Annotated in this window: 26 protein-coding genes; all 26 read right to left on the bottom strand. The window is 54.7% G+C overall.

Annotated features, from left to right (window positions below; all coding sequences use genetic code 11):
- Positions 1-49: 49 nt before the first annotated feature.
- Complete coding sequence (locus AC2VLR_RS06985) at positions 50-793, bottom strand: flagellar motor protein (protein ID WP_215843208.1); 744 nt, start codon at positions 791-793, stop codon at positions 50-52.
- Between the two features lie 12 nt (positions 794-805).
- Positions 806-1,531: an RNA polymerase sigma factor FliA gene (gene fliA, locus AC2VLR_RS06980; protein ID WP_486881469.1), complete on the bottom strand. Its 726-nt coding sequence runs from the start codon at positions 1,529-1,531 to the stop codon at positions 806-808.
- Positions 1,531-2,445 (bottom strand): MinD/ParA family protein, encoded by a 915-nt coding sequence (locus AC2VLR_RS06975; protein ID WP_486881468.1) that lies wholly within the window; start codon positions 2,443-2,445, stop codon positions 1,531-1,533. The genes fliA and AC2VLR_RS06975 overlap by 1 nt, the downstream gene beginning before the upstream one ends.
- Positions 2,426-3,613, bottom strand: coding sequence for a flagellar biosynthesis GTPase FlhF (gene flhF, locus AC2VLR_RS06970; RefSeq protein ID WP_486881467.1), 1,188 nt, complete (start codon positions 3,611-3,613; stop codon positions 2,426-2,428). The genes AC2VLR_RS06975 and flhF overlap by 20 nt, the downstream gene beginning before the upstream one ends.
- A gap of 46 nt (positions 3,614-3,659) precedes the next feature.
- A complete protein-coding gene (gene flhA / locus AC2VLR_RS06965) occupies positions 3,660-5,711 on the bottom strand; it encodes a flagellar biosynthesis protein FlhA (protein ID WP_486881466.1) in 2,052 nt (683 codons plus the stop codon).
- Positions 5,712-5,714: 3 nt separating this feature from the next.
- The gene (gene flhB, locus AC2VLR_RS06960) at positions 5,715-6,842 is read right to left on the bottom strand and encodes a flagellar biosynthesis protein FlhB (protein ID WP_486881465.1); all 1,128 of its coding nucleotides are present in this window, start codon (positions 6,840-6,842) and stop codon (positions 5,715-5,717) included.
- A gap of 25 nt (positions 6,843-6,867) precedes the next feature.
- Positions 6,868-7,635 (bottom strand): flagellar biosynthetic protein FliR, encoded by a 768-nt coding sequence (gene fliR / locus AC2VLR_RS06955; RefSeq protein WP_486881464.1) that lies wholly within the window; start codon positions 7,633-7,635, stop codon positions 6,868-6,870.
- A 20-nt stretch (positions 7,636-7,655) separates the two neighbouring features.
- Entirely contained in the window at positions 7,656-7,928 is a 273-nt protein-coding gene (gene fliQ / locus AC2VLR_RS06950) for a flagellar biosynthesis protein FliQ (protein ID WP_486881463.1), read from the bottom strand.
- 9 nt (positions 7,929-7,937) lie between these two features.
- Positions 7,938-8,609 carry a flagellar type III secretion system pore protein FliP gene (fliP, locus tag AC2VLR_RS06945; protein WP_303646326.1) on the bottom strand — a complete coding sequence of 224 codons (672 nt, stop codon included), beginning with the start codon at positions 8,607-8,609 and terminating at the stop codon, positions 7,938-7,940.
- Positions 8,610-8,641: 32 nt separating this feature from the next.
- On the bottom strand, positions 8,642-9,115 hold the full coding sequence (gene fliO / locus AC2VLR_RS06940; RefSeq protein ID WP_486881462.1) for a flagellar biosynthetic protein FliO: 474 nt from the start codon (positions 9,113-9,115) through the stop codon (positions 8,642-8,644).
- An 80-nt stretch (positions 9,116-9,195) separates the two neighbouring features.
- Positions 9,196-9,726 carry a flagellar motor switch protein FliN gene (gene fliN, locus AC2VLR_RS06935; protein WP_486881461.1) on the bottom strand — a complete coding sequence of 177 codons (531 nt, stop codon included), beginning with the start codon at positions 9,724-9,726 and terminating at the stop codon, positions 9,196-9,198.
- Entirely contained in the window at positions 9,727-10,740 is a 1,014-nt protein-coding gene (gene fliM / locus AC2VLR_RS06930; RefSeq protein ID WP_486881460.1) for a flagellar motor switch protein FliM, read from the bottom strand.
- A gap of 38 nt (positions 10,741-10,778) precedes the next feature.
- Positions 10,779-12,110, bottom strand: coding sequence for a flagellar hook-length control protein FliK (locus AC2VLR_RS06925; RefSeq protein WP_486881459.1), 1,332 nt, complete (start codon positions 12,108-12,110; stop codon positions 10,779-10,781).
- 85 nt (positions 12,111-12,195) lie between these two features.
- Positions 12,196-12,636 carry a flagellar export protein FliJ gene (gene fliJ, locus AC2VLR_RS06920; RefSeq protein ID WP_486881458.1) on the bottom strand — a complete coding sequence of 147 codons (441 nt, stop codon included), beginning with the start codon at positions 12,634-12,636 and terminating at the stop codon, positions 12,196-12,198.
- 4 nt (positions 12,637-12,640) lie between these two features.
- Complete coding sequence (fliI, locus tag AC2VLR_RS06915) at positions 12,641-14,008, bottom strand: flagellar protein export ATPase FliI (RefSeq protein ID WP_486881457.1); 1,368 nt, start codon at positions 14,006-14,008, stop codon at positions 12,641-12,643.
- Entirely contained in the window at positions 14,005-14,754 is a 750-nt protein-coding gene (locus tag AC2VLR_RS06910; protein WP_486881456.1) for a flagellar assembly protein FliH, read from the bottom strand. Before AC2VLR_RS06910 ends, fliI begins: the two co-directional genes overlap by 4 nt.
- 13 nt (positions 14,755-14,767) lie before the next feature.
- Positions 14,768-15,778, bottom strand: a complete 1,011-nt coding sequence (gene fliG / locus AC2VLR_RS06905) for a flagellar motor switch protein FliG (RefSeq protein WP_486881455.1) — start codon at positions 15,776-15,778, stop codon at positions 14,768-14,770.
- Entirely contained in the window at positions 15,765-17,462 is a 1,698-nt protein-coding gene (gene fliF, locus AC2VLR_RS06900; RefSeq protein ID WP_486881454.1) for a flagellar basal-body MS-ring/collar protein FliF, read from the bottom strand. The genes fliG and fliF overlap by 14 nt, the downstream gene beginning before the upstream one ends.
- Before the next feature lie 37 nt (positions 17,463-17,499).
- Positions 17,500-17,823: a flagellar hook-basal body complex protein FliE gene (gene fliE, locus AC2VLR_RS06895; RefSeq protein WP_215843223.1), complete on the bottom strand. Its 324-nt coding sequence runs from the start codon at positions 17,821-17,823 to the stop codon at positions 17,500-17,502.
- A 53-nt stretch (positions 17,824-17,876) separates the two neighbouring features.
- Entirely contained in the window at positions 17,877-19,280 is a 1,404-nt protein-coding gene (locus AC2VLR_RS06890) for a sigma-54-dependent transcriptional regulator (protein WP_486881453.1), read from the bottom strand.
- 4 nt (positions 19,281-19,284) lie between these two features.
- A complete protein-coding gene (locus AC2VLR_RS06885) occupies positions 19,285-20,493 on the bottom strand; it encodes a sensor histidine kinase (RefSeq protein ID WP_486881452.1) in 1,209 nt (402 codons plus the stop codon).
- On the bottom strand, positions 20,493-21,563 hold the full coding sequence (locus AC2VLR_RS06880) for a sigma-54 interaction domain-containing protein (RefSeq protein ID WP_486881451.1): 1,071 nt from the start codon (positions 21,561-21,563) through the stop codon (positions 20,493-20,495). The genes AC2VLR_RS06885 and AC2VLR_RS06880 overlap by 1 nt, the downstream gene beginning before the upstream one ends.
- A 12-nt stretch (positions 21,564-21,575) precedes the next feature.
- Positions 21,576-22,139 carry a PilZ domain-containing protein gene (locus tag AC2VLR_RS06875; protein WP_486881450.1) on the bottom strand — a complete coding sequence of 188 codons (564 nt, stop codon included), beginning with the start codon at positions 22,137-22,139 and terminating at the stop codon, positions 21,576-21,578.
- 30 nt (positions 22,140-22,169) lie between these two features.
- Positions 22,170-22,550, bottom strand: a complete 381-nt coding sequence (gene fliS / locus AC2VLR_RS06870; RefSeq protein ID WP_486881449.1) for a flagellar export chaperone FliS — start codon at positions 22,548-22,550, stop codon at positions 22,170-22,172.
- 16 nt (positions 22,551-22,566) lie between these two features.
- A complete protein-coding gene (fliD, locus tag AC2VLR_RS06865; protein ID WP_486881448.1) occupies positions 22,567-24,510 on the bottom strand; it encodes a flagellar filament capping protein FliD in 1,944 nt (647 codons plus the stop codon).
- Between the two features lie 33 nt (positions 24,511-24,543).
- Positions 24,544-24,921 carry a hypothetical protein gene (locus AC2VLR_RS06860; protein WP_486881447.1) on the bottom strand — a complete coding sequence of 126 codons (378 nt, stop codon included), beginning with the start codon at positions 24,919-24,921 and terminating at the stop codon, positions 24,544-24,546.
- Positions 24,922-24,997 lie beyond the last annotated feature (76 nt).

Below are 24,997 nucleotides of genomic sequence, written 5' to 3'. Positions count from 1 at the left end.
TTGACCCTCCTTTAACACAAAAGACAACTGCTCTTGACTATACGCCCACTTACTCAGCATAGAAACTTTGCAAACGTCCTTCAATGAGCTTCGGGTTCTCCCCTTCCGCAATACTCACCAATCCTTCAATGATCATTTCCCGCAAATAATTCTGCTGATGAACCACGCCCTTGAGCTTATTGGAAATCGGCAGGAAAAGCAGGTTGGCTGAGCCAACGCCATAAATGGTTGCGACAAAAGCCGTGGCAATGCCGGCGCCCAATTTGGCGGGATCCGCCAGATTTTCCATCACATGAATCAAACCCAAAACGGCACCGAGAATGCCAATGGTAGGCGAATAGCCGCCCGCCGATTCAAATACCCGGGCTCCTTGACGCTCCACTTCCGAACGTGAATCCATGTCTACTTCCAATGTAGCGCGGATTTTAGCCGGTTCTGAGCCATCCACCAGCATCTGTAACCCCTTACGCATGAAAGGATCATTGACGGTTTCGAGCAATCCTTCTAGAGCCAGCAAGCCATTTTTCCTAGCCGTATTGCTCCATTCCAGCAGCTCCTGAATAACCGGTTGCGGGTCGGTTTTCGGCGGCAGGATAATCCACGGCAGCATTTTCAGGGAACGTACAAATACCGGCAAACGGTACTGCACCATCACCGCACCAGTAGTACCGCCAATCACGATGATAAAGGCCGTCAGTTGCAGAATAGAGCTGAGTTTACCTCCCTCCAGTAATTGCCCCAGAAAGATTCCACCAAAAGCAACCAACAATCCTGCAACGGTCAGAAAATCCATGAGATTCTTTCCTTATGGCGCATCGTTCCAGTCTCCAAGCTGACTGCGCAAGCGTAAAACAGCCTGGCGCATGATCTGACTCACCCGGGATTCCGTAACCTCCAGTACCACAGCGATTTCCTTCAATGTCAGTTCATCCTGGTAATACAGGGCCAAAACCAGTTGCTCACGCTCCGGCAGGCACCGGATGTTGCTCTGCAAGGCTCGGGCAAACTCCTCGGAGCTGAGAACAGCCGCCATATCTGCCGATGGATCGCGCAAAAATCGACCGGCAAACACATCATTATCCACGCTCAAATCTTCCAGATAAACGATTTGCCCGCCCGTATTCTGCAAAGCCGCATGATAGGTTTTGAGATCCCAACCGAGCATGCTGGCAATTTCTTCTTCTTCGGGTGAGCGACCCAGTTGCTGTTCCAGGCAGCTGATCGCTTTGCGAATGGATTGCTCTTTGGCCCGGGCCCGGCGTGGCAGCCAATCCTGATTGCGCAGCTCATCCATGATACTGCCGCGAATCCGCAGGCTGGCGTAGGCCACAAAAGCCGCATCGCTGGTGTTTTCCTGTCCGGAAAGCGCGTCCATCAAACCCATTAAACCCGCCTGAACCAAATCTGCCAGTTCGATATTGGCGGGTAACCGGGCACGGATCCGTTGTGCAATACGTTGCACCAGAGGGGAAAAACGCGCCACAGCTGCGCTTATTTCCACCGATGGATCGGTAGCGCGCCGGGCACTCATCAGATCGCAGACTCGGGACTGGCCATCAGCAGACGCTCCATAAAAAACGCCATATGCCCTGCGGCATTAAAGGAGTGGGGCCAGCGCTCAATGGTCATGGCTACATCACGCAATGCCCTGGCAACGGATGATTCCGGATACAATTCCACCACCGCTTTCTGGGCACGCACCGCAGCCCGCAAGGCGGGATCCAGAGGCAAGGTACCCACCTGTTCCAAAGTGACGTCCAGATAACCGTCAGCGACTTTGGCAATGCGCTGAAACAATGCTTCGCCTTCTTTCTGATCCCTGACCATATTCGGCAGCACCTTGAAGCGTCGTACACCATGATTGCGGCTGAGTACCTTGATCAAGGCATAGGCATCGGTAATAGACGCAGGCTCATTGGAAAGCACGACCAATACCTCCTGAGCAGCCTGACTGAAGGTCAGCACATCACCGGCAATACCGGCAGGCAGGTCAATCAGCAGATAATCCATATCGAGACTCAGATCACCGATACCCTGAATCAGGTTGGATTGGGACTGAGCGTCCAGATTGGCCATCCGTGCCACACCGCTGGCCGCAGGTAAAATACGCATGTTCCAGGGACCGGTAATCAACACCTCAGCCATGCTTTTTTCACCGGAAATCACATGGGACAGGTTATAGCGCGGACTCAACCCCAACAGCACATCCACATTACCCAACCCCAGGTCTGCATCAAACAGCAAGGGCTTGGCGCCTTGCTGGGCCAGGGCAACGGCCAGATTCACTGCCACATTGGTTTTTCCCACACCACCCTTACCGCTAGCTATGGCAATGACTTTTACCGGCTTCCTAGCCCGCATGCGCCGTAATCCTTCTGCCTGATCCAATTTATATTCACCCTGAATAGCCATATTTCCACGGGATTCATTCATAGCGGCTGCCATGGTAGCGATTCCCGGAGTCCGGTGCCAGTACATCCGGGTGATGCTCAAGGCTGGTTTCCAACAAGGACAGTAGCTGCTCCCAGGGAGCTTCGTGCATGTCTTCCGGCACCTTCTGGCCATCACTATACCAGGCAACGGGTAGATGCTGAGTAGACAACCATTCCAGTACTGCGGCAAAAGCGGGAGTTTCATCCACTTTCGACAAAATGGCACCATTGAGCGGTATATGCGTATAAGGCTGCAAAACCGTGGACATATTCCGGCCACTGAGGCTGGCCGGGATCAGCAGATAACGCTGGGCATCCGCGCCCAAGGCGGCAAACCACTGCAATTGTTCATTGAGACGCGGATCTTTGGGACCCATGCCAATGGTATCGATGAATATCCAGGAGCGGTCACGATGTTTTTCCAGCGATTTCAAAAGATCATCCGGCCCTTTGATCACATCCAGTGGTACACCCAGAATTCGCGCATAAATATCCAGTTGCTCCACTCCGGCAATCCGGTAGGTATCTGTCGTCAGGAGCGCCACGGAATGAGGACCATGGCGCAAAACCTGGGCGGCCGCCAGCTTGGCTATACTGGTCGTTTTGCCGGAACCCGTTGGCCCTAACAATACAAACAATCCCGGCTTATCCAGCGTGCTTTGACTGATACCCACCTGTTCTTCAAGGGTTTTGCGCAAACTTTCCTTCCAGTTTCGGGGCTCGCCCTGCTCCAGAAAACGGCCAATCCACGAGTCGGAAAAACCCATTTCCGTCAAAAACTCCTGAGCAGATTTTTGTGCAGGTTGCGGACCCCAGCGTCTTTCAACCAACTGTTTCAGGGCCTGTAACTCGCTGTGCAAATTCGCAGATTTCTCCTGTGAATGTGTATTTTCACGCTTCGGCGTTGCTTGCATTTCTGGGGAATGCATGCCGGCCAACATCGCTGCATCGGATACTGGATACTTTTGCGAATTTTCCGGCAGATTACGCAAGGGTTCCGGCCATGCCGGTACAGACTGGGTTTCGCTCCATTGTTTTTCATCAAAATCAATGGCGGCAACAATCTCAACTTCGCCATCGGCTTCGCGATTGGACAAAATGACCGCTTCCGGCCCCAGGGTAAGCCGAATCTGCTGGAGAACATCCCGGGTATTCGCGCCACTAAACCGTTTGATTTTCATACATGCTGTCTCCTGTAAAGACTCTCGCGGTTGCCACCCAGCGGGTTCACGCACCCAGTGTGGCGACTACCCTGATTTTCTTGCTCTCGGGAATTTCGGCATAAGAAAGCACCCGCATCCGGGGCGCGCTTCTTGCCAGAAAACGGGCTAGAAATGCGCGCATGGGTGCCATCGCCAACAATACCGGTTGCATGCCCCCCGCCTCCATCTGCTGCATCAAGTCCCCCGCTTTTTCCAGTACCCGCTGGGCCAGTCCCGGCTCCAGCGCTTCGCCATTACTATTACGCAGGCTCTCTTGCAATAAGTGTTCCAGTTGTCCGTCCAGCACCGCCACCGGCAGTTCCGACTGTCCGGGAAACAGTCCCTGAACAATATAAGGCCCAAGCGCTGTACGCACAGCCGCCGTCAACTCGTCAACATCCTGACTTTGTGGTGCATGCTCCGCCAAAATCTCGACAATGGTGCGCATATCGCGAATAGGAACGCTTTCATTCAAAAGATTTTGCAGCACTTTTTTGAGTTTGTCCGGGGACAGCATTTTCGGAATCACATCTTCGACCAGCTTGGGAGAACGACTGGCCAGATGAGACAGCAGGCCCTCCACTTCTTCCCGACCCAGCAATTCTGCGCCATGCCTTTGCAGGATCTGGTGCAGCTGTGTGGCGATGACCGTCGCCGGATCAACAACGGTATAACCCAGAGCGACGCTCTTATCGCGATCTTCCTTATTGATCCAGACTGCCGGCAGGCCAAAGGAAGGATCGGTGGTCGGCGTACCGGCGACTTTGCCCAGCACATTTCCCGGATCAATGGCCAGAAGCAAATCGGGGAACACCTCGCCTCCACCGGCTTCCACCCCTTTGACATTGATCCGGTAAGCCGTGGGTCGCAGTTCCAGATTATCCCGAACATGTACCGCCGGTACCAGAAACCCGAAATCCTGAGCGAATTTTTTACGAACACCGCGAATCCGTGCCAGCAATTCGCCACCCTGACCTTTATCCACCAGAGGAATCAGGCGGTAGCCCACTTCCAGACCCAGGGGATCCAGGGGTTCGACACTGGCCCAGGTGACTTCCTCGGGCTCATTGCTGCTGGGAACTTCGGGAGCCTTTTCCGGCGCTTTAGGTTGTTTACCATACCAGACGATACCCCCCAGCAAAGCAGCAGCTCCTAAAAAGGGTAAATGGGGCATTCCCGGAATCAGTCCCAGGATGGCGAGGATTACCGCCACGATAGTCAGCACTTCCTTGTTTTGAAATACCTGGCCGATCAACTGCTTGCCCAGATCCTGACCGGTATTGACGGTACTCACCACAATACCGGCGGCAATGGAGATCACCAGCGCTGGGATTTGTGCGACCAGGGCATCACCAATACTCAACAGGGTGTAATCGTGGGCGGCCGTACTTAGACTCAGGCCATGTTGCCAGATACCTATAATCAGGCCACCGATCAAATTGATGAATAATATCAATATAGCAGCGACAGCATCACCACGCACAAACTTGCTGGCGCCATCCATGGATCCAAAAAAATCCGCTTCCTGGGCAATTTCACTGCGGCGCCGATGGGCTTCTTCCTGGTCGATAATTCCGGCGTTCAAATCCGCATCAATGGCCATCTGTTTGCCGGGCATAGCATCCAGAGTAAAACGTGCGCTGACTTCCGCAATGCGGCCGGCACCTTTGGTGATCACCACAAAGTTAATGATGACCAGAATGGCAAAAACAATAATGCCCACCACATAGTCACCGCCCACCACAAACTGTCCAAAGGATTCAATGACCTGCCCGGCGGCCCCCGGACCATTTTGGCCATGCAGCAAAATAATGCGGGCGGCAGCCACATTCAGGGACAAGCGCAACAGGGTCGTCAACAGCAACGCCGTCGGGAAAGCCGCAAACTCCAGGGGACGCTTCATATAGAGGCTGACCAGCAGAATAATCAACCCCAAGGTGATATTGAAGGTAAAAAGTATATCGAGGAGAAAGGTGGGCAGCGGAATGATCAACATGGCCAGCACCATGATGACCAGTATCGGCGCGGCCAAGGTATGCCAGTTCAGTTTCTGGAGCAGGCGATTGAGCAAGTTCATCGTTTATTCTCGTTGATCCAGTTCTGCCGGCACCGACCAGGTTTCCGGCAATGAGGGATACTGCTGCGGGGTAGCAACCCGCAGTTGATATAAATAGGCGAGAAGTTCTGCGACTGCACGATACAAGCTGGCAGGAATTTCCTGTTCCAGCTCGACATGGTGATAGAGCGCGCGGGCCAGCGGCGGGGCCTCGACTATCGGAATATGATGCTCAGCGGCAATTTCCCGAATTCTGGTGGCAACGTGATCCATACCCTTGGCGAGCAGCAGCGGGGCGCGTTGCTCTCCCTCCTTATAGCGCAAAGCCACCGCATAATGGGTCGGATTGGTCACAATCACATCCGCTTTGGGAATGGCCGCCATCATCCGCCGCCGCGCCATCTCGCGCTGCATGGCGCGTACCTTGGATTTGATTTCGGGATTACCATCGGATTCTTTCATTTCATCCTTGATTTCCTGATGGGACATTTTCAACTTTTGATTCAGTGTCCAGATCTGGAAAGGCACATCAAATACCACAATCAGCAGGGTGGTCGCAGAAAGAATCAAAAATATCAGTCCGCTCATATGCATCAACTGCAAAAGCGCCTGATCGGGCGTTTCCTGTAACAACCCGAACAGCGCATGGCGCTGAGCCCACAGCAAGGTCACGCCAAAACCGCCGATAACTACCGTTTTCAGTACCGCTTTGACGAGTTCCAAGGCACCATGTTTGGAGATGATTTTTTGCAGGCCACTGATGGGGTCCAGCTTAGTAAAATCCGGTATCAAAGTCTGGGTACTGAACACCCAACCACCCACCATCAATCCTGCTGCCAGCACCGCCACCATCAAAATCAGGAAATACGGCAAGGCCATCCAGGTGGCCATCATCAACATGCGTGCAAAATGCCGGAGTAAATCGCTGGTATCCGTCATTTCCGGCGTAGACAAATGCAGGCCGGCATATAAAAAAGCCACAAGATTCTGATATATATGATCAGCAAAGCCATAAAACAGACTTGCGGAAACCAGCAGCAAGACACTGGTAGATAATTCCCGGGAGCGCGCCACCTGCCCTTTTTTACGGGCATCCTCCTGGCGCTTCGGCGTCGCCGCTTCTGTTCGTTCCTGGGCGTTTTCTTCTGCCATCAGAAAGCCCCCCGAATACAGATGCTCATGGTCGCGCCGCCATAAGCAGAGTCTTTCCGGCAACGGTCATGGACAAGTTGAGCAGATGTTCCACGAGTATCTGCATGGCCGGCATGAATATATATATGGCCAGGAGTCCCAGGCCCAATAACAGCGGAAAACCAATCACGAAAATGTTCAGTTGTGGAGCGAGTTTGCCCAATATCCCCAGGGCAATATTCACCAAAATCAAAGTACCCAGTACCGGGGTGGAAATCGCCAGCCCCAGAGAAAATATGACCGCTCCCTCGCTGACCAGCAAGTGCCAGGCCGAGGGATTCAGGCTGAGGTGAGTGCTGACTGGTAATACCGTAAAGCTGCGCATCAAGGTAGCCAGCACCAATAATTGCCCATTCATGCCCATAAAAAGCAGCAAGACCAGCAAATTGAGAAAATTGGATAAGGTCGGCACTTGTACCCCGGTCGTGGGATCAAAAAAACTACTGAAACCCAGGCCCATCTGCAAGCTGATGACTGAACCAGAAAACTGAATCACGCTGAAAATCAGAGTAATGGCAAAACCCAGAGCAAAGCCGATCAATAACTGCTGAATCAGCAATACCAGCCCTTCCCCACTGAGAAAATGCACGGCCGGCATGGCCGGAAGCGCCGGTGCAATCGCCACACTGATGAGCAGAGCCAGCCCGACCCGCACCTGGACAGGGACCTGGGTAGCACTGAATACCGGCGCCGTAGTCAGCAAAGCCAGCACCCGCACGAAGGGCCAGAAGACCAGACCGATCCAGTGTTCCAATTGCAGGCTGCTGAAATGAATCATTGGTCGATGAGATGGGGGATATCATGAAAAAGCTGGATGGTGTAATCCATCATCAAATGCAGCATCCAGGGCCCCAGAATCACCATGACCAGCCCCATGGCGATCACCTTCGGCACAAAACTCAAGGTCATTTCGTTGATTTGCGTGGCCGCCTGAAAAATGCTGACCAGCACCCCGACCACCAGGGCGATACCCAACAAAGGGGCGGATAACAGCAGGGTCGTCCAGATGGCCTGTTGCCCGATATCGATGACGCTTTCGGGGGTCATGACATTCTCCTAATGGATAAAGCTCTGCACCAGCGAACCGATGACCAGATCCCAGCCATTCACCAGTACAAACAACATCAGCTTGAACGGGAAGGAAATGGTGACCGGTGACAGCATCATCATCCCCATGGACATCAGTACCGCCGCCACCACCAGATCGATAATGACAAAAGGAATAAAAATCAAAAACCCGATCTGAAAGCCGGTTTTCAGCTCCGAAGTCACAAAAGCCGGAATCAGCAGGGTCATGGGCGTATCGGCTGGTGCCTGCAATTGTTTATGCCCGGAAAGCTTCACAAACAGAGCCAGATCATCGGGCCGGGTCTGGGAAAGCATGAAAGTGCGCAATGGCCCTTCGGCCCGCGACATTGCCTCGGTCAGATTGATCTGGTTTTTGGTGAGCGGTTGCAGGGCCTGGGTATTGAGTTGTTGAAAAACCGGGGCCATCACAAAAAAAGTCAAAAACAGGGAAAGACCGACAATAATTTGACTGGGCGGCATCTGGGTGGAACCCAGAGCCTGTTTTAACAGGGACAAGACAATGATTATGCGGGTGAAAGCCGTCATCATCAGCAGCATGGCCGGCAAAAACACCAGCACGGTCATGAATATCAAGGTTTGAATGCTGAGGCTGTACTCCGTGCCACCACCCGCCTGGGGAGTAGCGGTCAGTGCTGGCAAACCTGCTGCCAGGGCTTTCCCGGGTAAGGTAGCTAGTCCAGCGAGGAGGATTCCGACGTATTTTGTACGCCGGCCTTGATATCCCCTGCGGGATTGGGTGGGGTATTGGGGCTCCATGATCCTTGCTTGCGCCTCTCCATCGCTGTACGCAACCAGCTGGCAAAAGCCGTCGCTGATTGACTGGTGGTTTCGGGCAGCGGTGTCTCCAAAGTGTGCAACAGGTGGATACCTGTCGGGGTCACCCCAAGGAGCAATTGCTGCTCGCCAACCTGTACTAGCAAAAGGCGTTCCCGCGCACCCAATGGCAGGGAACTGATCACTCGCAGCCCACCGGCAGTACTACCCAGAGAACCCGGCTGGAAGCGTTTCAACATCCAGATCACCACGAAAAATATGGCCAAAACAAACACTAACGCCGCAAATAACTGCATGATGGCCATCCAGGAAAAGGGACTGCCCGTTTCCATAGCCGGGGAAGTAGCGGCACAAGCAAAAGGGCTGACCATCGCCAATAACCCGCCAAGCAGCCAAAATTTTGGCGCCGCTATCGGGGAGAATTGGCGACTGGATGGGATACCTGAATCGCTCATCGCAATTTTTTGGCGCGCTCTGCAGGGCTGACAATGTCGGTCAAGCGAATACCAAATTTATCATTGACCAGAACCACTTCGCCTTGCGCAATCAGATAACCGTTGACCAGTACATCCATGGGTTCGCCAGCGAGCCGCTCCAATTCGACCACCGAGCCCTGGGCCAACTGCAGCAGATTGCGAATCTGGATTTTGGTTTTGCCTAATTCCACTGACAGCGTCACCGGAATATCCAGAATCATGTCGAGATTTTGTGCCTGGGTACCGACCGATCGAGAAACCTGTAACTCTGGCATGGGTACCGGTGTAGGCTTTCCTGAAGGCGCTTCAGAAAGTCCGGCAGCCTGTTCCGCATCAGTAGACTGGCCCACTTCGGGCTTGGACATTTTATCCTGAGGCTGTGGCGCTTCAGCAGCTTCCTGCTCACTCATTGCGGCTGCCCAATCAGCCATAATGTCATCGGCCTGCTCGATATCTACAGGCGCTGCGCCACTCTCTGTTGAAACTTCCTGTTCTTCGACCATCATTCAGTTCTCCATGGCCGCCATGGCCGCCTGCCCGGCGAGCATTTCCGGACATAATTGTTTTTCGACCTGCACGGCCACCTTGCCGTTTGAAACGCCGTATTTTCCTGAAAACACCGGAATACCATCCACCTGGGCATAAACCGCTTCGGGCATTTCCACCGGAATGATGTCGCCATCACGCAAAGCCAATAATTGCCGGAGCGTGAGTTGGGTTTGCAGGAATTGTACTTCCACAGCCAGTGACGCCTCCTGCATTTCATCCTGCAAGGACTGCACCCAACGACGGTCAATTTCCGAACGATCAGCGGTGGTTCCGGCAGTCAACTGATCACGCACCGGTTCTACCATGCCATAAGGCAGACAAATCTCGAAAGTACCGCTCCCTGATTCCAGTTCCACATTGAAGGTGCTGACAATCACCACTTCTGTCGGTGTAGCAATACTGACAAATTGCGGGTTGACTTCTGAACGGGTCAACTCAGGTTGTAATTCTATCACGGGTGTCCAGGCATTTTTGAAATCCTTGAAAGCCAGATCCAGAAGCCTTTTGATGATGCGCTGTTCCAAGGGGGTAAATTCTCGCCCTTCAATCCGCGCATGAAAACGTCCATCTCCTCCGAAATAGTTGTCCACCACAGCAAAAATCAGGCGCGGATCAAATACAAATAATCCCGACCCACGCAGCGGTTTGATTTGGACAATATTGATATTACTGGGAACCACCAGCCGACGGATAAATTCACTATATTTGATGAGACGCACGGGACCCACCGATATTTCTGCGGTGCGCCGCAAAAAATTGAACAGGCTGACCCGAAATAGCCGGGCAAAGCGCTCATTGACCACTTCCAGGGTCGGCATACGCCCCCGCACAATACGATCCTGATTGGCCAGATCATAAGGACGCACACCACCAGACTCAGGTTCCGGTTCCGGCTGAGTGTCGACATCACCATCCGCCATGCCCTTGAAAAGAGCATCCACTTCATCCTGAGAAAGAATATCCTGTGCCATAGGGTCACCGTATAGGGAGTATCAGGACATTGCAAGAATCATGCAAAAGCGTTGATCAGACCGAGCTGCACCCTGAGCATGGCTACAGCAGCGGGACTGTCCCCGGCTTCCGTCAGCGTTTTGACGGATGTCGTCGAAGCGGGCTTATTTTTTGAAAAATAGCGCCCCCCTCCATCGGCACCGACATTGGTCTGCCCGAGGCTCATTCCGGCCGCAGCAAAACTCTGTTGCAACTGGGGAATGGCGTTACTAATGGCCTGCAACACCTCAGGATGGGGAGAAAGAAAAGTCGCATTCGCTTGCCCGTTTGCCTGGATGTCCAGATGCACTTCCAGCGGACCCAGATGGGGAGGATTCAGTTGCAGCCTGGCCTGCTGAATGTCCTGCCCAAGCAGCCATTGGACCTGCTGTCCGAGCGCTTCTCCCCATTGTGGATTTGCTCCTACCGGAGTCGCAAGCACCTGCCCGGAGCTACTGGGTGTGACATTATTGGGGAGCATTCCTGCCAGCAAGGTTGGAGAGTTATTTTGTGATAGATTGCTGACGGACTCAGCAACATTTTTAGGCAGTCCAATGTTTGCATCAAGCAATAAGTTATTGTTGATCGTAGCTGGGACGCTGCTCTGCTTTGCGGACACTGCGGTGACCAGATCATGCAGCAGATTTTGCGGCAGGTGTCCCGTATCCCTGGGTGACAGGCCACCCTGCCTGCTTGCGTGCGCCGCCGCATCCGACGCCTTTCCATCATGCGCCATGACATCCGTTTGGAGATGGAGCAGCGGGCTATTTGGGGATACCGGCTTTTCAGCACTCCCGTATGTTACCAAAGAACCTTTAGACAATGCCGGAGATTCTGGGGACGGAGTAAGACCAGGATTGACCGGTGGATTCGTTACCACATTCACCGGCACAGGAGCCGGCAAGGGTATGGCTAGCCCGGGAAGCAGACTGCTGACCAGGCCTACCGGCGTATGTGCGGAGATATCCGTTTTCTTGGCGCTGTCAGAGTGTGTTTTGCTTTGATTCTGTTCCGATTTACTCAGCACTGCTTGCGGCATGTTTTTGCCGCCGGCTGAAGGCATTGCTGCAGCTGCATCGCTGGGCAACGCGTCAGCAGCAGGCTGAAGCTTGGTGGACCCTGCAGGGCGCGCATCAGGACCAGCGGCCCTGCCTGGCGTATTTTGGTGCTGCGCTTCCCGGGTTTGCTGTCTGGCCATGACCACCGCAAACGCACCATGCCCCTGGTTTTCCTGACTTGTAAAGCCGGCAAGCGCTTGGGTAGCAGACGGGGCAGCGGGCTGAGCCGCAGATTGGGCCACACTACGGGAAGACTGGCTTCCCGGACCGGGTATGGCATTTGTTGAAGGCATAGGGCTAACAATGCTGACGGCAGTCATCCGGATCAATCCTCAGTATATGAACCTCAGCAGACAAGCTAGCAAATTTCACACCAGATCATCGAAGAACGGGGCGACGCTGTGCCCATTCATCCAGCTCTTTCTGAATCTTGCGCAGTTCTTGATCATGCTGTTCTACTTCCAGCCTTTTTGCCAAGGCTGCAAAGCCCTTTTCCCGAACCCGGGCCGATGCCCATTCTGCGTGCAACTGGGCAACACTCTGCTGCTGGCGCAACACATTGTCTCTTTGAATGTGCAGCACCTGTTCCAGTTGCCGAATGAAATTCCGGGTATCCAGGGCCTGGGACCCCAAAATACCGGAGGCTTCTGCTGCTATCGCCTGACTGCGGTACTGGAGCAGATAATTATCCAGCAACTGCATTTTCTGCTCAATTTCCTGAAGCAATTTGCGCTGTTTTCCGAGGCGAATGGCCAACTCTTTTTGCTTTTTGTCGGCGTCCTCCCGCAAAAACGACAGGACATTCTGACGACTCATCATCAATCTAACCTTCTTCCATGTAAGGCAACATCAATTGCGCCAGCTGTGCCTGGCTATCCGCCAAGGCTACTGACTGCTGCTGATTCTGCCGGAGAAATCCCAAAATAGCGGGATAAGCACGCACCGCCTGATCCAGAACGGGATCCATGCCCGGCGTATAAGCCCCCACGGCCATCAGGTCCTGGTGTTCCCGATACCGGTTATAGAGACGCTTCAAGCGATGCAACTGTTGAATCTGGGGCTGGGAAACAATGTTCGGCATAACCCGACTGATGGAGGCCTCCAGATCAATAGCCGGATAATGTCCCTGTTCAGCCAGACTCCGCGACAAGACCAGATGACCGTCGAGCACCGCCCGGGCGTTATCAGCAATGGGGTCCTGCTGATCATCCCCCTCCATCAGTACCGTATAAAACGCCGTAATACTGCCACCACCCACCGGCCCGTTACCGGCCCTTTCCACCAGGGCCGGCAAGCGTGCGAAGACAGAGGGCGGATAGCCGCGCACGGCGGGAGGTTCCCCCACTGCGAGGGCAATTTCACGCTGGGCCATGGCATAGCGGGTCAGTGAATCCATGAGCAACAACACATGCTTGCCCTGATTGCGGAAATATTCGGCAATGGCCGTGGCCAGATGGGCGCCACGAATGCGTGTCAAGGCGGGAACATCGGCTGGGGCAGCCACCACCACAGCCCGACTCAAACCCTGGGCACCCAGAATATCCTCAATAAACTCCTTCACTTCCCGGCCACGTTCGCCAATCAACCCGACGACGATGACATCGGCTTCGGTGTTGCGTGCCATCATGCCCAGCAATACGCTTTTACCCACTCCACTACCGGCAAACAGACCCATGCGCGCGCCACGACCAATGGTAAACAGGGCATTGATGGCCCGCACTCCCACATCCAGCGTACGGGTTACCGGAGCGCGCTGCATGGGATTGATGGTAACGCCCAAAAGAGGAACCCGGGTTTGTCCCGACACTGGCCCCAGATCATCGAGAAACTGCCCCTGACCATCCAGAACCCGGCCCAGCAAGCGTTCGCTGACACTGGCCTGGGCTTCTCCAGACAGGGGCTGGACGCGAGCGCCAGGCCGGACGCCGTGCAAGTCGCCCGCAGCCATCAACTGGAGCTTTTCATTTTGGAAACCCACCACTTCTGCATCAATGCCGCGTTGATGTGCGGCTTCGACACGGCAGCGTGTCCCCACGCTAGCATCAAAACCTTCGGCTTCCAAAACCAGACCGACCATGCGTACCAGCCTGCCACTGGGCAACAAATCTGGAAAAGCTTGCGGTAAACGTTGGGCGTAAGTATCCAGGTTATTACCCCAGAGTTTCTGGCGATCAGCAAAACGCAGCATCATGCCGACATCTCTCCAAACAACCGCTCCAGGACCAGACGCCAACGGGTTTCCAGACGTAAATCCAGTTGCGTGGCAGCATGATCCAGTTCGCGATCCTGCCAGCGCCGGTCAGGTCTGGCGGTATTATCATCGAGGCCAGCAGACAAAACGGCACCACCGCGTTCAATCTGGGCATCAGCAATCAGGGTGACTCCCTGATCGACCAGTTCCGGCATAAGGCGCTGCAGCATCTCCACATCATCGGGATGCATATGCAAATCCGGCCTGACACTGCGCAAAGGGACTGCCCGCAGGGCTTCACGCAATACCGGCAAGAGGATTTCCGGGCGTAGCCGCAACTCGTGGCGAAGTACCTGACGGGCTATTTCCAGGGACAGGGACAATAAAGACTGCTCCACGCTGCTATCCAGAGCCTGCAAGGGCGAAAAAAAACCGGCCAGGATATTTTGCAGCGCCCGCCTTTCCGCTTCTGCCCGGGCCAAGCCTTCGGCATAACCCTCCTCCCTGCCCTTCTGCTGCCCATGACGATAGCCCTGCTCCCAACCGGACTTCTCACTTTCTGCATAGAGGGCTTGCAGTTGCTCCGTAGTCGGCAAATTTACTGCTACCACACTCAGGGTTTCACCATTTTCCGGGACGACATCCTGAGTGGCCGCTTTATCGAAAGTCCCTCTTACCTCGGGTAACTGCCAGCGTTCTATACGGGCGGCACTCTCTCCGGAAATGATATCCGCACGATCCCTCATGGTTTCAGCCTGCTCACAGCATGGCCTCACTACTGCCACCACCCAGACTCAACTGTCCTGCCGCATCCAATCGCGTGGCAATTTGTAAAATCGCTTTTTGACTGCTTTCTACCTCGCTCACCCGCACGGGTCCTTTGGCTTCCAGATCATCACGCATCATTTCAGCGGCACGCTTGGACATATTCGCAAAGAATTTTTCGCGCAGGGCCGTGTTGGCCCCTTTCAGAGCAGTCACGAAACCGTCCGAGGGAATCTCCCGCAGCAAAACCTGCATGCTCCGATCATCCAGCTTGATCAGATCATCAAAGACAAACATTTTTTCCTGGACCTTATCGGCCAGTTCATCATCGGTTTCGCGCATATTATCGAGAATGCTGGTGGAAAGACTGGTTTCCAGGCGGTTGAGCACATCGGCAGCGGCTTTGGCGCCTCCCAGGCTGGCCACCTGCAAACTCTGGGCTTCGCCGGAAATCTGCTCTTCGAGAATTTCATTCAACTCTCTGATGGCGGCCGGTTGCACCGTTTCCAGACTGGCGAGGCGCATCATCGCCTCACTGACCAGCCGCTCGGGAAGATGATGAATGACTTCTCCGGCCTGCTCCGGCTCCATATAGGCAAAAATCATAGCGATCACCTGGGGGTGCTCCAGCTTGATCAAATCGGCAATGGAGCGGGCATCCATCCATTTCAGGTTTTCCAGACCACTGGCATCTCCGCCATGGAGAATCCGGTCGATCAGGCTGCCCGCTTTATCTGCACCCAATGCTTTGGTCAACATCGCCCTGATATACTGGTCGCTACCGACCCCCAGAGAAGTCTGTCGTTCGAGACGCGAGCGAAAATCCGAAAGCACCACCTGTACCTGATCGGTAGAGATGTGGGATAAACGTGCCATAGCCGCGCCGAGCTTCTGGACTTCGCGCGGCCCCAAATGACGCATCACTTCAGCGGCTTCATCCTCGCCGAGGCTGAGCAGCAGGATGGCACTACGGTCAATACCCGTAAGATCTTCACTCGTGCTCATTGGACAACCATTCCTTGACTACCTGGGCTGCCCTGGCGGGATCCTGCATCACCAACTGCCGGGACACATACAAGTCCGTCTCCAGAGGATTGCCCGGGATACTGACCTGCTCGCGAATCGCCTCTGCATTGGCCATGGTTGCCGCCGACGGTTGAGAAGTTTCAGCGACTTTCTCCTGCTCTGCGGCCGTGTTGGCCGCATCCATGGCCGGTTCCTGACGCAGGCGGCGCTTCAGGAGTGGCCGCACCACCCCGAAATAGAGCAAAAAAGCGACAAAAAGAATGACCAGATAACGCAGTCCACTATTCATGAGATTCAAAAACCAGGACTGTTGCCACCAGGGCAGGGTGCTGGCCGCTGACTGGGTAGTAAAGGGCATATTCACCACTTTGACCGTATCGCCGCGTTTGGCACTATAGCCAATGGCATCTTCCACCAGCTGCTGAATCTGCGCCAGTTGCGCCGTGGACAAGGGTTTAGCCTTGACGGCACCGAGGGTGCTTTCCGTCACCTGATCATCCACCAGCACGGCCACGGAAAGGCGCTTGACGATGCCGACCGGCTGCACCGTATGCACGATCGTTTTATCGACATCATAGTTGGTCGTCGTGCCTGCACTGCTTTGCGTCGGTGCCAGCATTTTCAGAGTAGGCGCCAGAGCAATCAGCGCGGCCGGAGAAAGATTGGAAGCCACGGGAGCCACCAATGGCGCCACCGCCACTCCGGGTGGAGTATTGGACAGCGCCCCCGGAACACCATAAGGGCCCGACCCGCCCGTACCGGAACTGGTTTGGGTTTGCTGACTGAGAATCTGACCCTTACCGTAGCTTACCGAGCTGCTTTCACTTTTAGAAAAATCAATATCTGCAGATACCGCAACGCGGACACCTTTGGCCCCCACAATCGGGGTCAGAATCGCCTGAATGCGCTTTTCATATTGCTGATCCACGGCACGCTGATAAGCCAGCTGGGAAGGCTGTAAACCGGTATCCGCATTGGCCTGACTACTCAGTAAATGACCATGCTGGTCAACCACGGTGACGTTTTTATCCTGCAAGCCCGGAACACTGGCCGCGACCAGATGGACAATGCCCGCCACCTGAGCGGCGCTCAGTTCGCGACCGGGATATAAATCCAGCATGACCGAAGCCGTGGGTTTTTCCTGTTCACTGAGAAAGACTGAAGGCTTGGGCATAGCCAGATGGACTTTGGCACCCTGCACGGAACTCAGTGAAGCGATGGTTCTTTCCAGAGAACCTTCCAGCGCCCGTTGATAATTGACATGCTCGACAAAATCACTGGTCCCCATGGGCTCATGGTCGAGCAGGGCAAAGCCCACTCCGGCACCCTTGGGCAAACCATCGGCAGCCAGCTTCATGCGGGTGGCATAGACATTATTGGCGGGTACAGAAATGACCGCACCACCATCACTGATCTGATAGGGCACATTCAGTTTTTGTAATTCTGCAATCACCTGCCCGCCATCGCGATCAGAAAGATTGGTGTACAGCACCTTGTAAGAGGAATTTCCGCCCATGAAAATAGCGGCAATCAATACGGCCACCACTGCCGCCAGAGCCACCAGCACACCCAAACGCCGATTGGGCGGCATTTCCTGCCAGCGGCGCTGGACTTCTGCAGCCCCCCCCGACAGATTGAAATTGGTCGCAGTTTCCGTGGCCATCAGCAGTCTCTACGCCAGGGCTGAAAGATGATCACGACTATGCCTGGATATTCATGATGTCCTGATACGCGGAAACCAGTTTATTGCGTACCTGAAGCATGGTCTGGAAAGAAAGATCGGCTTTTTGTGAGGCCACCATCACCTGACTGAGACTGACCGATTTGTCACCGCCCGCAAAATCAGACTGTAAGGTATTGGCCTGACTTTGCTGATGGTTTACAGAACCCACCATATCTTTGAGGGTGTTGGCAAAGCTATCCGGACCCGTAGGGGATTTTTCCGGGACTTTCACCCCTTGCGCCTGTTCAGCCAGAGCGCGTAATTGCGTCATCAAGGAATCCAGAGAATCTACACTACTCATGGTCGCACCTATAGTTCATTTTTGCCGAAATACATGCAATTTACAGGCCAATCTCAACCCAGTTCATATCCCGCTTCACGAAAGCGCTGGATTTTATGACGCAGGGTCCTTGGACTGATACCCAAACGCTCTGCCGCCTGGGCCTTGGAGCCTTGACTCTGGCGTAAAGCCAAAGCAATCGCCTCACGTTCATGATGGGCGCGCAGATCATCCAAGGCCAGATTAGCCTCGGCATCCACCTCAGTGTCCCCTTCTGACTCCCCGGGCACAAGTCCTGCCAAGCCTGATGATGGCACAGCAGACACCGGAAGTTGAGCCGGCAACCCTACTGGCAACCCCAAATCTTCCGCATGAATGTCATCACCCTGAGCAAGAATGAGAGCTCTTTGCAAGGCATTTTCCAGTTCCCGGACATTGCCGGGCCAATCATAAAAATAGAGCTGCTGCTTGGCTGACATGCTGAGTCGTTTGAGGGGTAGGCCCATCTGCTGACAATGACGGCGCAGCAAATACTCCGCCAATGGCAGAATGTCCGCCTGGCGTTCGCGCAACGGTGGAATCTGTAGCGGAAAAACCTGCAGACGATAATACAGATCCTCACGTAATACGCCCTCCGCCACCGCCTGGCGCAAATCCCGATTGCTGGTGGCAATCAGGCGAATGTCGAGGGTAACCGTCTGTTTACCGCCCACCCGCTCCAATTCACGCTCCTGCAAAACGCGCAGCAATTTGGCCTGCAACTGAATGGGCATTTCGGTGACTTCATCCAGAAGCAGCGTCCCTCCCTGAGCCTGTTCAAATTTTCCAGCACTACTCTGGGTAGCGCCGGTAAAAGCGCCCTTTTCGTGACCAAACAAGGTGGCCTCCAACAGGGTTTCGGGAATGGCCGCACAATTGACCGCCACAAAAGGCTTCGCCTGACGTCGGCTCTGCTGATGAATAAAGCGTGCCAGCACCTCCTTGCCGACGCCGCTTTCTCCCATCAACAGGACACTGGCATCTGTAGGCGCGACCTTTATGGCCATTTCCAGGGTAGCCTGCATCGCTTCGGATTGGGCGATGGGCCCCCGGGCATCGGGGGCGCAATGCGGCACCGCATACTTCCGCATCTTTTCCAGCAGCACATCGGCTGTGAAGGGTTTGACCAGATAATCCACAGCCCCATTCTGTAAGGCCTGGACCGCTTCGACGATGGTCCCCCAGGCCGTCATCATCAGTACCGGCGGCGCGTCATGCCGGGTGCTCAGAGTCTTCAGGAGGGTATAACCATCCATGGGGCGCATTTGCACATCACTGAGTACCAGATCAAATCCGGCCCCGGTCAGCAAACGCAAAGCCGCTGTCCCATCTTCCGCCCATTGCACCTGATAGCCCTGATCTTCCAAAGTTTCCTGCAAGACTTCCGCCAGATGCACATCATCTTCGACCAGCAAGATTCGCGTTGGATTAGACCCCATATGCTTACAACTCCTGATTCACGGCGCCGCTGGAAAGTGGCTGAGTCACCTGCCACAGCGGTACATTGAGCACGATACAGGCCCCGGGACAGACATTTTCGAGGGTTATACTGCCGCCCATGGCGACCACAAAATTGCGGGTGATGGCAAGACCCAATCCCGTCCCGTCCCGACGACTGGTATAAAAAGGCGTAAAAATCCTTTCCTGATCTGCTTCAGCAATACCCGGACCAAAATCGCGGATGGCAAGGCGCAAGGTATTATCCGGGTTTTTTTGCAAGGTGAGTTGTACCGGCTGCTCCGCAGGACTGAAAATAAGGGCATTATGGAGCACATTCGCCAGCACACTCACCCAGGCCGCCAGGGTTCCTGTCAAAAACCAGTCATCCTCCGCAGCCCCTATCTGCAGAACGACATTTTTTTGACGAAAATGCGGCTCCCACTCTCTTTGCAAGGCAGCAAGGATCTCTCGCAAGGACACCGACCCCCCTTCCTGATCCGCTCCCCGCAAAAAACGCAGCATGGCATCAATGGTCGCGTCCAGATGTTGCAGTCTTTCCTGCGCGCGCAGTTGCTGCCGTGCAAAGGACTCTGCCCCGCGTTCATAACGCATTTGCGACACTGACAACAAGGCTGTGGCCAGTGGGGTGCGTAACTGATGGGCCAGACCCGCCATGGTTTCGCCCATGGCTGCCAGGCGTTCGCGCCGTTGTGCGGCCTCCTCCCGGGCCCGGGCCGCAGTGACATCCTGCAGCAGAATGACCTGCCCCCCTTCACCGGGCAGGGCATTCACGGCCATGGTCACCTGCACGGGTTGACCCGTGGCATCTCCACGCAACAAGCACCATTCATCCCGGGCACCGGGCATGGGCCGGGGTTGCAGGGATTGCCAATCCGCACCCCGCAAGTCTGCGCCCAGCAAGCGAATGGCTTCGGGATTCATGTCGACAATCAATGCCCCATGGTCAATCACCAATACAGCGCCCGGCAACATCTCCAGCAGCAGGGCCAGACGTTCTCCCATTGTTTGCTTGGCTTCCAGCTCCGCCCGCAGGCGGACATTGGCCTCGGCCAGCTCAGCAGAAAGACGCTGCACCTCCTGTTGGAGAGTGCCGTAGGCTTCGGTTAGTTCCTGTGAAGTTTGATTGAAAAGGCGAAATGCCTCCATGAGGCGGGAAGCATCAGGGGCAGATGCGGCAATGTCTTCAGACATCAATTATCCTGATCCCGAAGCGTATTCAATCCATACTTTTTGAGTTTTTCTACCATGGTCGTGCGCCGTAAACCCAGGCGGTCCGCAGCCCTGGCCACGACCTGGTCACACACGGCCAGAGCCTGCAGCAGAAAATCCTTCTCGATTTCTTCCAGATGCTGCTTGAGGTCGAAGGGCTCATCAGGTAGGCACGATACCGGTTCGGCCCATACGGCGGCAAGACTTTGCCGCTCATCTGCCATTTCCGGATTTTCGATTTTGCGAATACGGGCTGGCAGCTGTTCGTCAGAAAGGGTTTCGCCACCATGGAGAATCACCAGTCTTTCGGCAAGATTCCGCAACTCGCGGACATTACCGGGCCAGTGATAGGCATCCATGGCCCGGAGGGCGCTCTCCTCCAGTTGCACCGGAAGATGCCCCTCCCCCACCAATCTGTCGATAAAATAGCGAAACAGCAAGTGGATATCGCCGGGGCGTTCGCGCAAGGGAGGTACATCCACCGGGAACACATTCAAACGGTAATATAAATCTTCACGAAAACAGCCTTCGTCAATGCGCGCTTCCAGATTACGATGGGTAGCAGCCAGCACCCGCACATTACTGGTCAGCAAGCGTGAGCCACCGACCCGCTCGAACTGTTTTTCCTGCAGCACCCGCAGCAGCTTGACCTGCATTTGCGGACTCATTTCGGCGATTTCATCGAGAAAAAGCGTCCCCCCCTCGGCCAGCTCAAAGCGCCCTTTGCGCGCCGCCAGGGCGCCCGTAAAAGCCCCTTTTTCATGACCGAACAACTCACTTTCCATGAGATCTTCGGGAATCGCCCCACAATTAACGGCCACAAAGGGCCCTTGGCGTCGCAGGGAATGCTGATGCAGGCAACGGGCGATCACTTCCTTTCCCGTTCCTGATTCTCCCAGTATCAACACCGTGCAATCGGTTGCCGCCACCTTGGCGAGCATGGCGGTCATGCGTTGAATCGGCTGACTGCCGCCCACCAGTCCACAGCTTTCTCGCGACAGACTGCGTCTCTCCCTGCCTGCCTCGATTTCTGTGTTTACCTCAGTGTACATAACGACAACCTGTCAATCAGCGGATAGAGGGTGATGATCCTTTCTGCGCGCAACGGCACGCCGATGATGACGGAATATTAGTCGATCCAGTGATTCTTGCACACGGGTATCCACCTGAAAATGCAAATGATGACGCAACAGCGTATCTGTAGCTGCTCCTGATCTATTCGCATCACTCTCAAGAACACCGGGCAAAAACAAGGGCATGGCAATTCCCGGGCGGAGAAACAGCGATACGCAGACAGGATTCCCAGCCCCGGGAAAATCTTCGGAAAAGGGCGCGTCCCAGTACAGATTTTCCGCGCCCAGCGCACAGGAATAGGCCGGCGGCAAGGGATCCAACCCCTGTATGCCTTTTCCCACCAACAACAGCAATAAATCGATTTTGGTTTCGAGGCTACTGGTCGCATCGCGGTTTTCATCTTCCGCCAGCAGATGATCGTCCATCACCAGCAGCGCCTTGAGCAGCGCCAGATTATCCCGCATCAGACGACTGCGTCGCAGGGAGTCTAACTCGCCTTTCTCCAGGCTCAGGGGCAGAATATCTTCCAGGACAACGGCGTGCTGTTCACTCATTTCCTCTCCCTTGAAAGCGGAGAAGTTGCCTTATGATTGTCCCAGCAATCCTCTCCATGCATCGCGCAAGTCTTCCAGCACCGGCTGGCAGGCATCCAGCGCCTGCAGATCATCAAAAATATTGGCTTGTGCCAACTGATTTAACAGGAAACGGTAAAGACTGTCGAGATTTTTGGCAATTTCGCCACCCTGCTCAAAATTGACACTGGCCAGAAGATGGGCAGTGAGTTGATAGGCCTTATCCATGGATTCGGCCTTGCTGCTGATGTCATGGGACACAATGGCCAGCCGGGCGCGGCGGATATGTTCCAGAATCCCCTCCAGCCCCAACAGAACCAGACGATCGCTGGATATCCCCTGATTGCCTACCTGCTTGTAGGCCTGCATGGCTGCTGCTGTAGCATAACTCATGGTTTATGATCCTCGCTTAACCATTGGAACTCGAACTGGATGAACTGGAATTACCGGCAGCATAAAATGCGTTGAGATACTGCCCGGTAGATTGCAGCGAAGCCAGTTGTGACTGCATGGCCGCAAACTGCTGGGTCAGCAGAGCGGTCTGATTGGAGGCGGATTGCTGCAAGGTGGTGATCTGCGCCCCCAGTCCATTGATGGAAGAGGTAATGCCGTTTTGTGCAGCCGTCACAAAACCACTCTGGGTATTCAGGGCGGAACTCAGCAAGGTGCTCATCTGCTGGTAAAGACCCTGACTGAGAGTGACCGCACCCAGGTTTCCGGTACTGTTACCCGTGATTTTCACTTGCAAGCCCGCCGCATTGCCGGGCCCCGTCACGGTCAAGGTCTGGCCGGAACCGCTGGTGGCCTGACCATTGATGGTGCCTGCCACATCGGTCCCCGTGGCGGTGACCAGGCTGGTGCCAATCCCGGTCCCTCCCGAACCCGCAGCCACATTGGACTGCACGGTGAAAGACTGGGCGCTCCCGTAGGCATTGGATTGCAATTCCAGATACCCATTGTTGGCACTCGCAGTAATTCCCGTCATGCCTGATTGCTGGAGAGTATCGTTGATAGTGTTGACAATATCGGTCAGGGTGCTGCCCGAACTCAGGGACACCACCACGGAACTGCCTCCCGATCCGAAAGTCAGACTTTCACTCTGGAGAATCCCCCCGGAAGGAATGGCTGCAGATCCAGACGTGGTGGCCTGGGTGGCTGCCTGACTCACGTTAATGGCGTAAGTGCCCGCCTGGGTCGCGCTGCTGGCGGTCAGATATTGCACATTACTGTTGCTGGTACTGCCTGCCTGGCCAAACAAACCCACTACCGTATTGAAGTCCGCAGAAAGCGCCGTACCCAGGGTTCCGGTATTCAGACTGATGGTGCCACTGCTGGTCAGCCCTAGCCCGACACTACCCAATGAATTGTAGGCACTCCCCGAGGATATCCCTATCCCCTGCCCGGAAATCATGTCCAGCAACTGAGTGCGCAAGCCCTGTACCGAGGCATCGCCCAACAAGGGTCCACCCGAACCCGCCTGGGCGTTGTAGGCGGTCAACTGGTTGATGGTACCCATGGTTTTGTTAAAGGCCGTGACGAAACTCTGCACCCCCGTCACGAAAGACGCGTTACTGCTGGAAACCTGCAATGTGGCGCTACCGCTGGCCTGCAGCAAATTCAGAGTGACCCCCGGAATGGCGCCAGATATGGTATTGCTCGTGCTGGTCACCGGTAATCCGTTAATACTGACCCCGGCATTTTGGGCCTGCTGACTCAAGGTCATGGACCCCGACACCCCGCTGCTATAACTCAGGGAAGCCAGGCTGCCGGTGGCGCCGCTGGTGCTGACCGTAAAAGCACTGCTGGCCCCCGTACCATTACCCGTCAGGGTCAGCCGGTAGCCGGTACCATCATAGACCACGGCAGCATTCACGCCGGTATTGGCCTGGTTAATGGCACTGGCAATACCATCCAGGCTGTCATTGGACCCATTGATGCTGACATTTTTCACCGCACCGCTGCCCACCTGAATCTGGAGGGTGCCAGTACCTACAGAATTATTCGTCGCACTCGAAAAATTACTGGAATAAATACTTTGGGATTGGGCCAGTACAATATTACTGAGACTGTAACTCCCCTGAGGGGCATTGGCTGCAGCCGTGGCGGTCGCGACATTGTTATTGGAAAGACTCACACTGCGATTGTTCGTGCTACCCAGATTCTGCAGGCTGCTCATGGCCGACTGCAAACCGGACAGACTGCTTTGCAAAGTACCCCAGGCACTCAAGGTGGTCTGATAGGATTGCTGCTGGTTCTGGAGCAGGGTGATGGGCGCCTGATAAGCGGCACTCAGGTTACTGATCAGGGATTGGACATCAATACCACTCACCAAACCGGATAATGAAGCCGTCATAAACCATACTCCTGTGCAAAAATACGCAAAAATTCACGCCTTGCTACGCATCAAACTACCCGGATTCAAGATATCTCCGGAATCTGCGCTTTTTACCACCTGCTCGGCGGGCACGTAATATTGAAAAAATGTCTGTTTGGTCACTTTGTCACTGAGTTTAATCAATACCTGTCCGGGATGATCTCCGTTCGGGTCCAGCCCCGCCTCTAAGGTCACAGAAGCACTGGCGGGTATTTTATCCTGTAATTTTTGAATAGCCTGCTGTAATTTTTCGGGTGGAACACTGGGTGTCGAAACTGTTTTTTTGATCGCAGTTTCTGCCTGACCGGTGGGTGGCCGAGTTGGCGGAGACTCTGGCGTCGTACCAACCTGTGCACTTAAGCGACTATGGGTCACTGGTAAAGTATCCATGGGTATACCTCACTTTTAAAACCCTCCCACCCTGCAACGCGTACCGGCAAAGGGGCTTGCTGAGCGGGAGAGAAAG

It is taken from the genome of Acidithiobacillus sp. TH-A117 (genome assembly GCF_057473465.1).
The sequence above is the reverse complement of the archived record's forward strand: the minus strand, read 5'-3'. Positions and strand labels throughout refer to the sequence as shown.

Coding starts and splice junctions, on each gene's coding strand:
- fliA (WP_486881469.1), bottom strand. CDS start 1,531: ATGAGTGCCCGGCGCGCTACCGATCCATCGGTGGAAATAAGCGCAGCT.
- fliM (WP_486881460.1), bottom strand. CDS start 10,740: ATGGCACAGGATATTCTTTCTCAGGATGAAGTGGATGCTCTTTTCAAG.
- AC2VLR_RS06890 (WP_486881453.1), bottom strand. CDS start 19,280: ATGGGGTCTAATCCAACGCGAATCTTGCTGGTCGAAGATGATGTGCAT.
- flhF (WP_486881467.1), bottom strand. CDS start 3,613: ATGAAAATCAAACGGTTTAGTGGCGCGAATACCCGGGATGTTCTCCAG.
- AC2VLR_RS06860 (WP_486881447.1), bottom strand. CDS start 24,921: ATGGATACTTTACCAGTGACCCATAGTCGCTTAAGTGCACAGGTTGGT.
- fliN (WP_486881461.1), bottom strand. CDS start 9,726: ATGATGGTCGAAGAACAGGAAGTTTCAACAGAGAGTGGCGCAGCGCCT.
- fliD (WP_486881448.1), bottom strand. CDS start 24,510: ATGACGGCTTCATTATCCGGTTTGGTGAGTGGTATTGATGTCCAATCC.
- AC2VLR_RS06910 (WP_486881456.1), bottom strand. CDS start 14,754: ATGAGGGATCGTGCGGATATCATTTCCGGAGAGAGTGCCGCCCGTATA.
- flhA (WP_486881466.1), bottom strand. CDS start 5,711: ATGAACTTGCTCAATCGCCTGCTCCAGAAACTGAACTGGCATACCTTG.
- AC2VLR_RS06975 (WP_486881468.1), bottom strand. CDS start 2,445: ATGGCAGCCGCTATGAATGAATCCCGTGGAAATATGGCTATTCAGGGT.
- fliI (WP_486881457.1), bottom strand. CDS start 14,008: ATGATGCTGCGTTTTGCTGATCGCCAGAAACTCTGGGGTAATAACCTG.
- fliF (WP_486881454.1), bottom strand. CDS start 17,462: ATGGCCACGGAAACTGCGACCAATTTCAATCTGTCGGGGGGGGCTGCA.
- fliS (WP_486881449.1), bottom strand. CDS start 22,550: ATGAGTTATGCTACAGCAGCAGCCATGCAGGCCTACAAGCAGGTAGGC.
- AC2VLR_RS06880 (WP_486881451.1), bottom strand. CDS start 21,563: ATGTACACTGAGGTAAACACAGAAATCGAGGCAGGCAGGGAGAGACGC.
- fliQ (WP_486881463.1), bottom strand. CDS start 7,928: ATGACCCCCGAAAGCGTCATCGATATCGGGCAACAGGCCATCTGGACG.
- fliJ (WP_486881458.1), bottom strand. CDS start 12,636: ATGATGAGTCGTCAGAATGTCCTGTCGTTTTTGCGGGAGGACGCCGAC.
- AC2VLR_RS06985 (WP_215843208.1), bottom strand. CDS start 793: ATGGATTTTCTGACCGTTGCAGGATTGTTGGTTGCTTTTGGTGGAATC.
- AC2VLR_RS06885 (WP_486881452.1), bottom strand. CDS start 20,493: ATGTCTGAAGACATTGCCGCATCTGCCCCTGATGCTTCCCGCCTCATG.
- fliO (WP_486881462.1), bottom strand. CDS start 9,115: ATGGTCAGCCCTTTTGCTTGTGCCGCTACTTCCCCGGCTATGGAAACG.
- AC2VLR_RS06875 (WP_486881450.1), bottom strand. CDS start 22,139: ATGAGTGAACAGCACGCCGTTGTCCTGGAAGATATTCTGCCCCTGAGC.
- flhB (WP_486881465.1), bottom strand. CDS start 6,842: ATGGCAGAAGAAAACGCCCAGGAACGAACAGAAGCGGCGACGCCGAAG.
- fliG (WP_486881455.1), bottom strand. CDS start 15,778: ATGAGCACGAGTGAAGATCTTACGGGTATTGACCGTAGTGCCATCCTG.
- fliE (WP_215843223.1), bottom strand. CDS start 17,823: ATGAGTAGTGTAGATTCTCTGGATTCCTTGATGACGCAATTACGCGCT.
- AC2VLR_RS06925 (WP_486881459.1), bottom strand. CDS start 12,110: ATGCCTTCAACAAATGCCATACCCGGTCCGGGAAGCCAGTCTTCCCGT.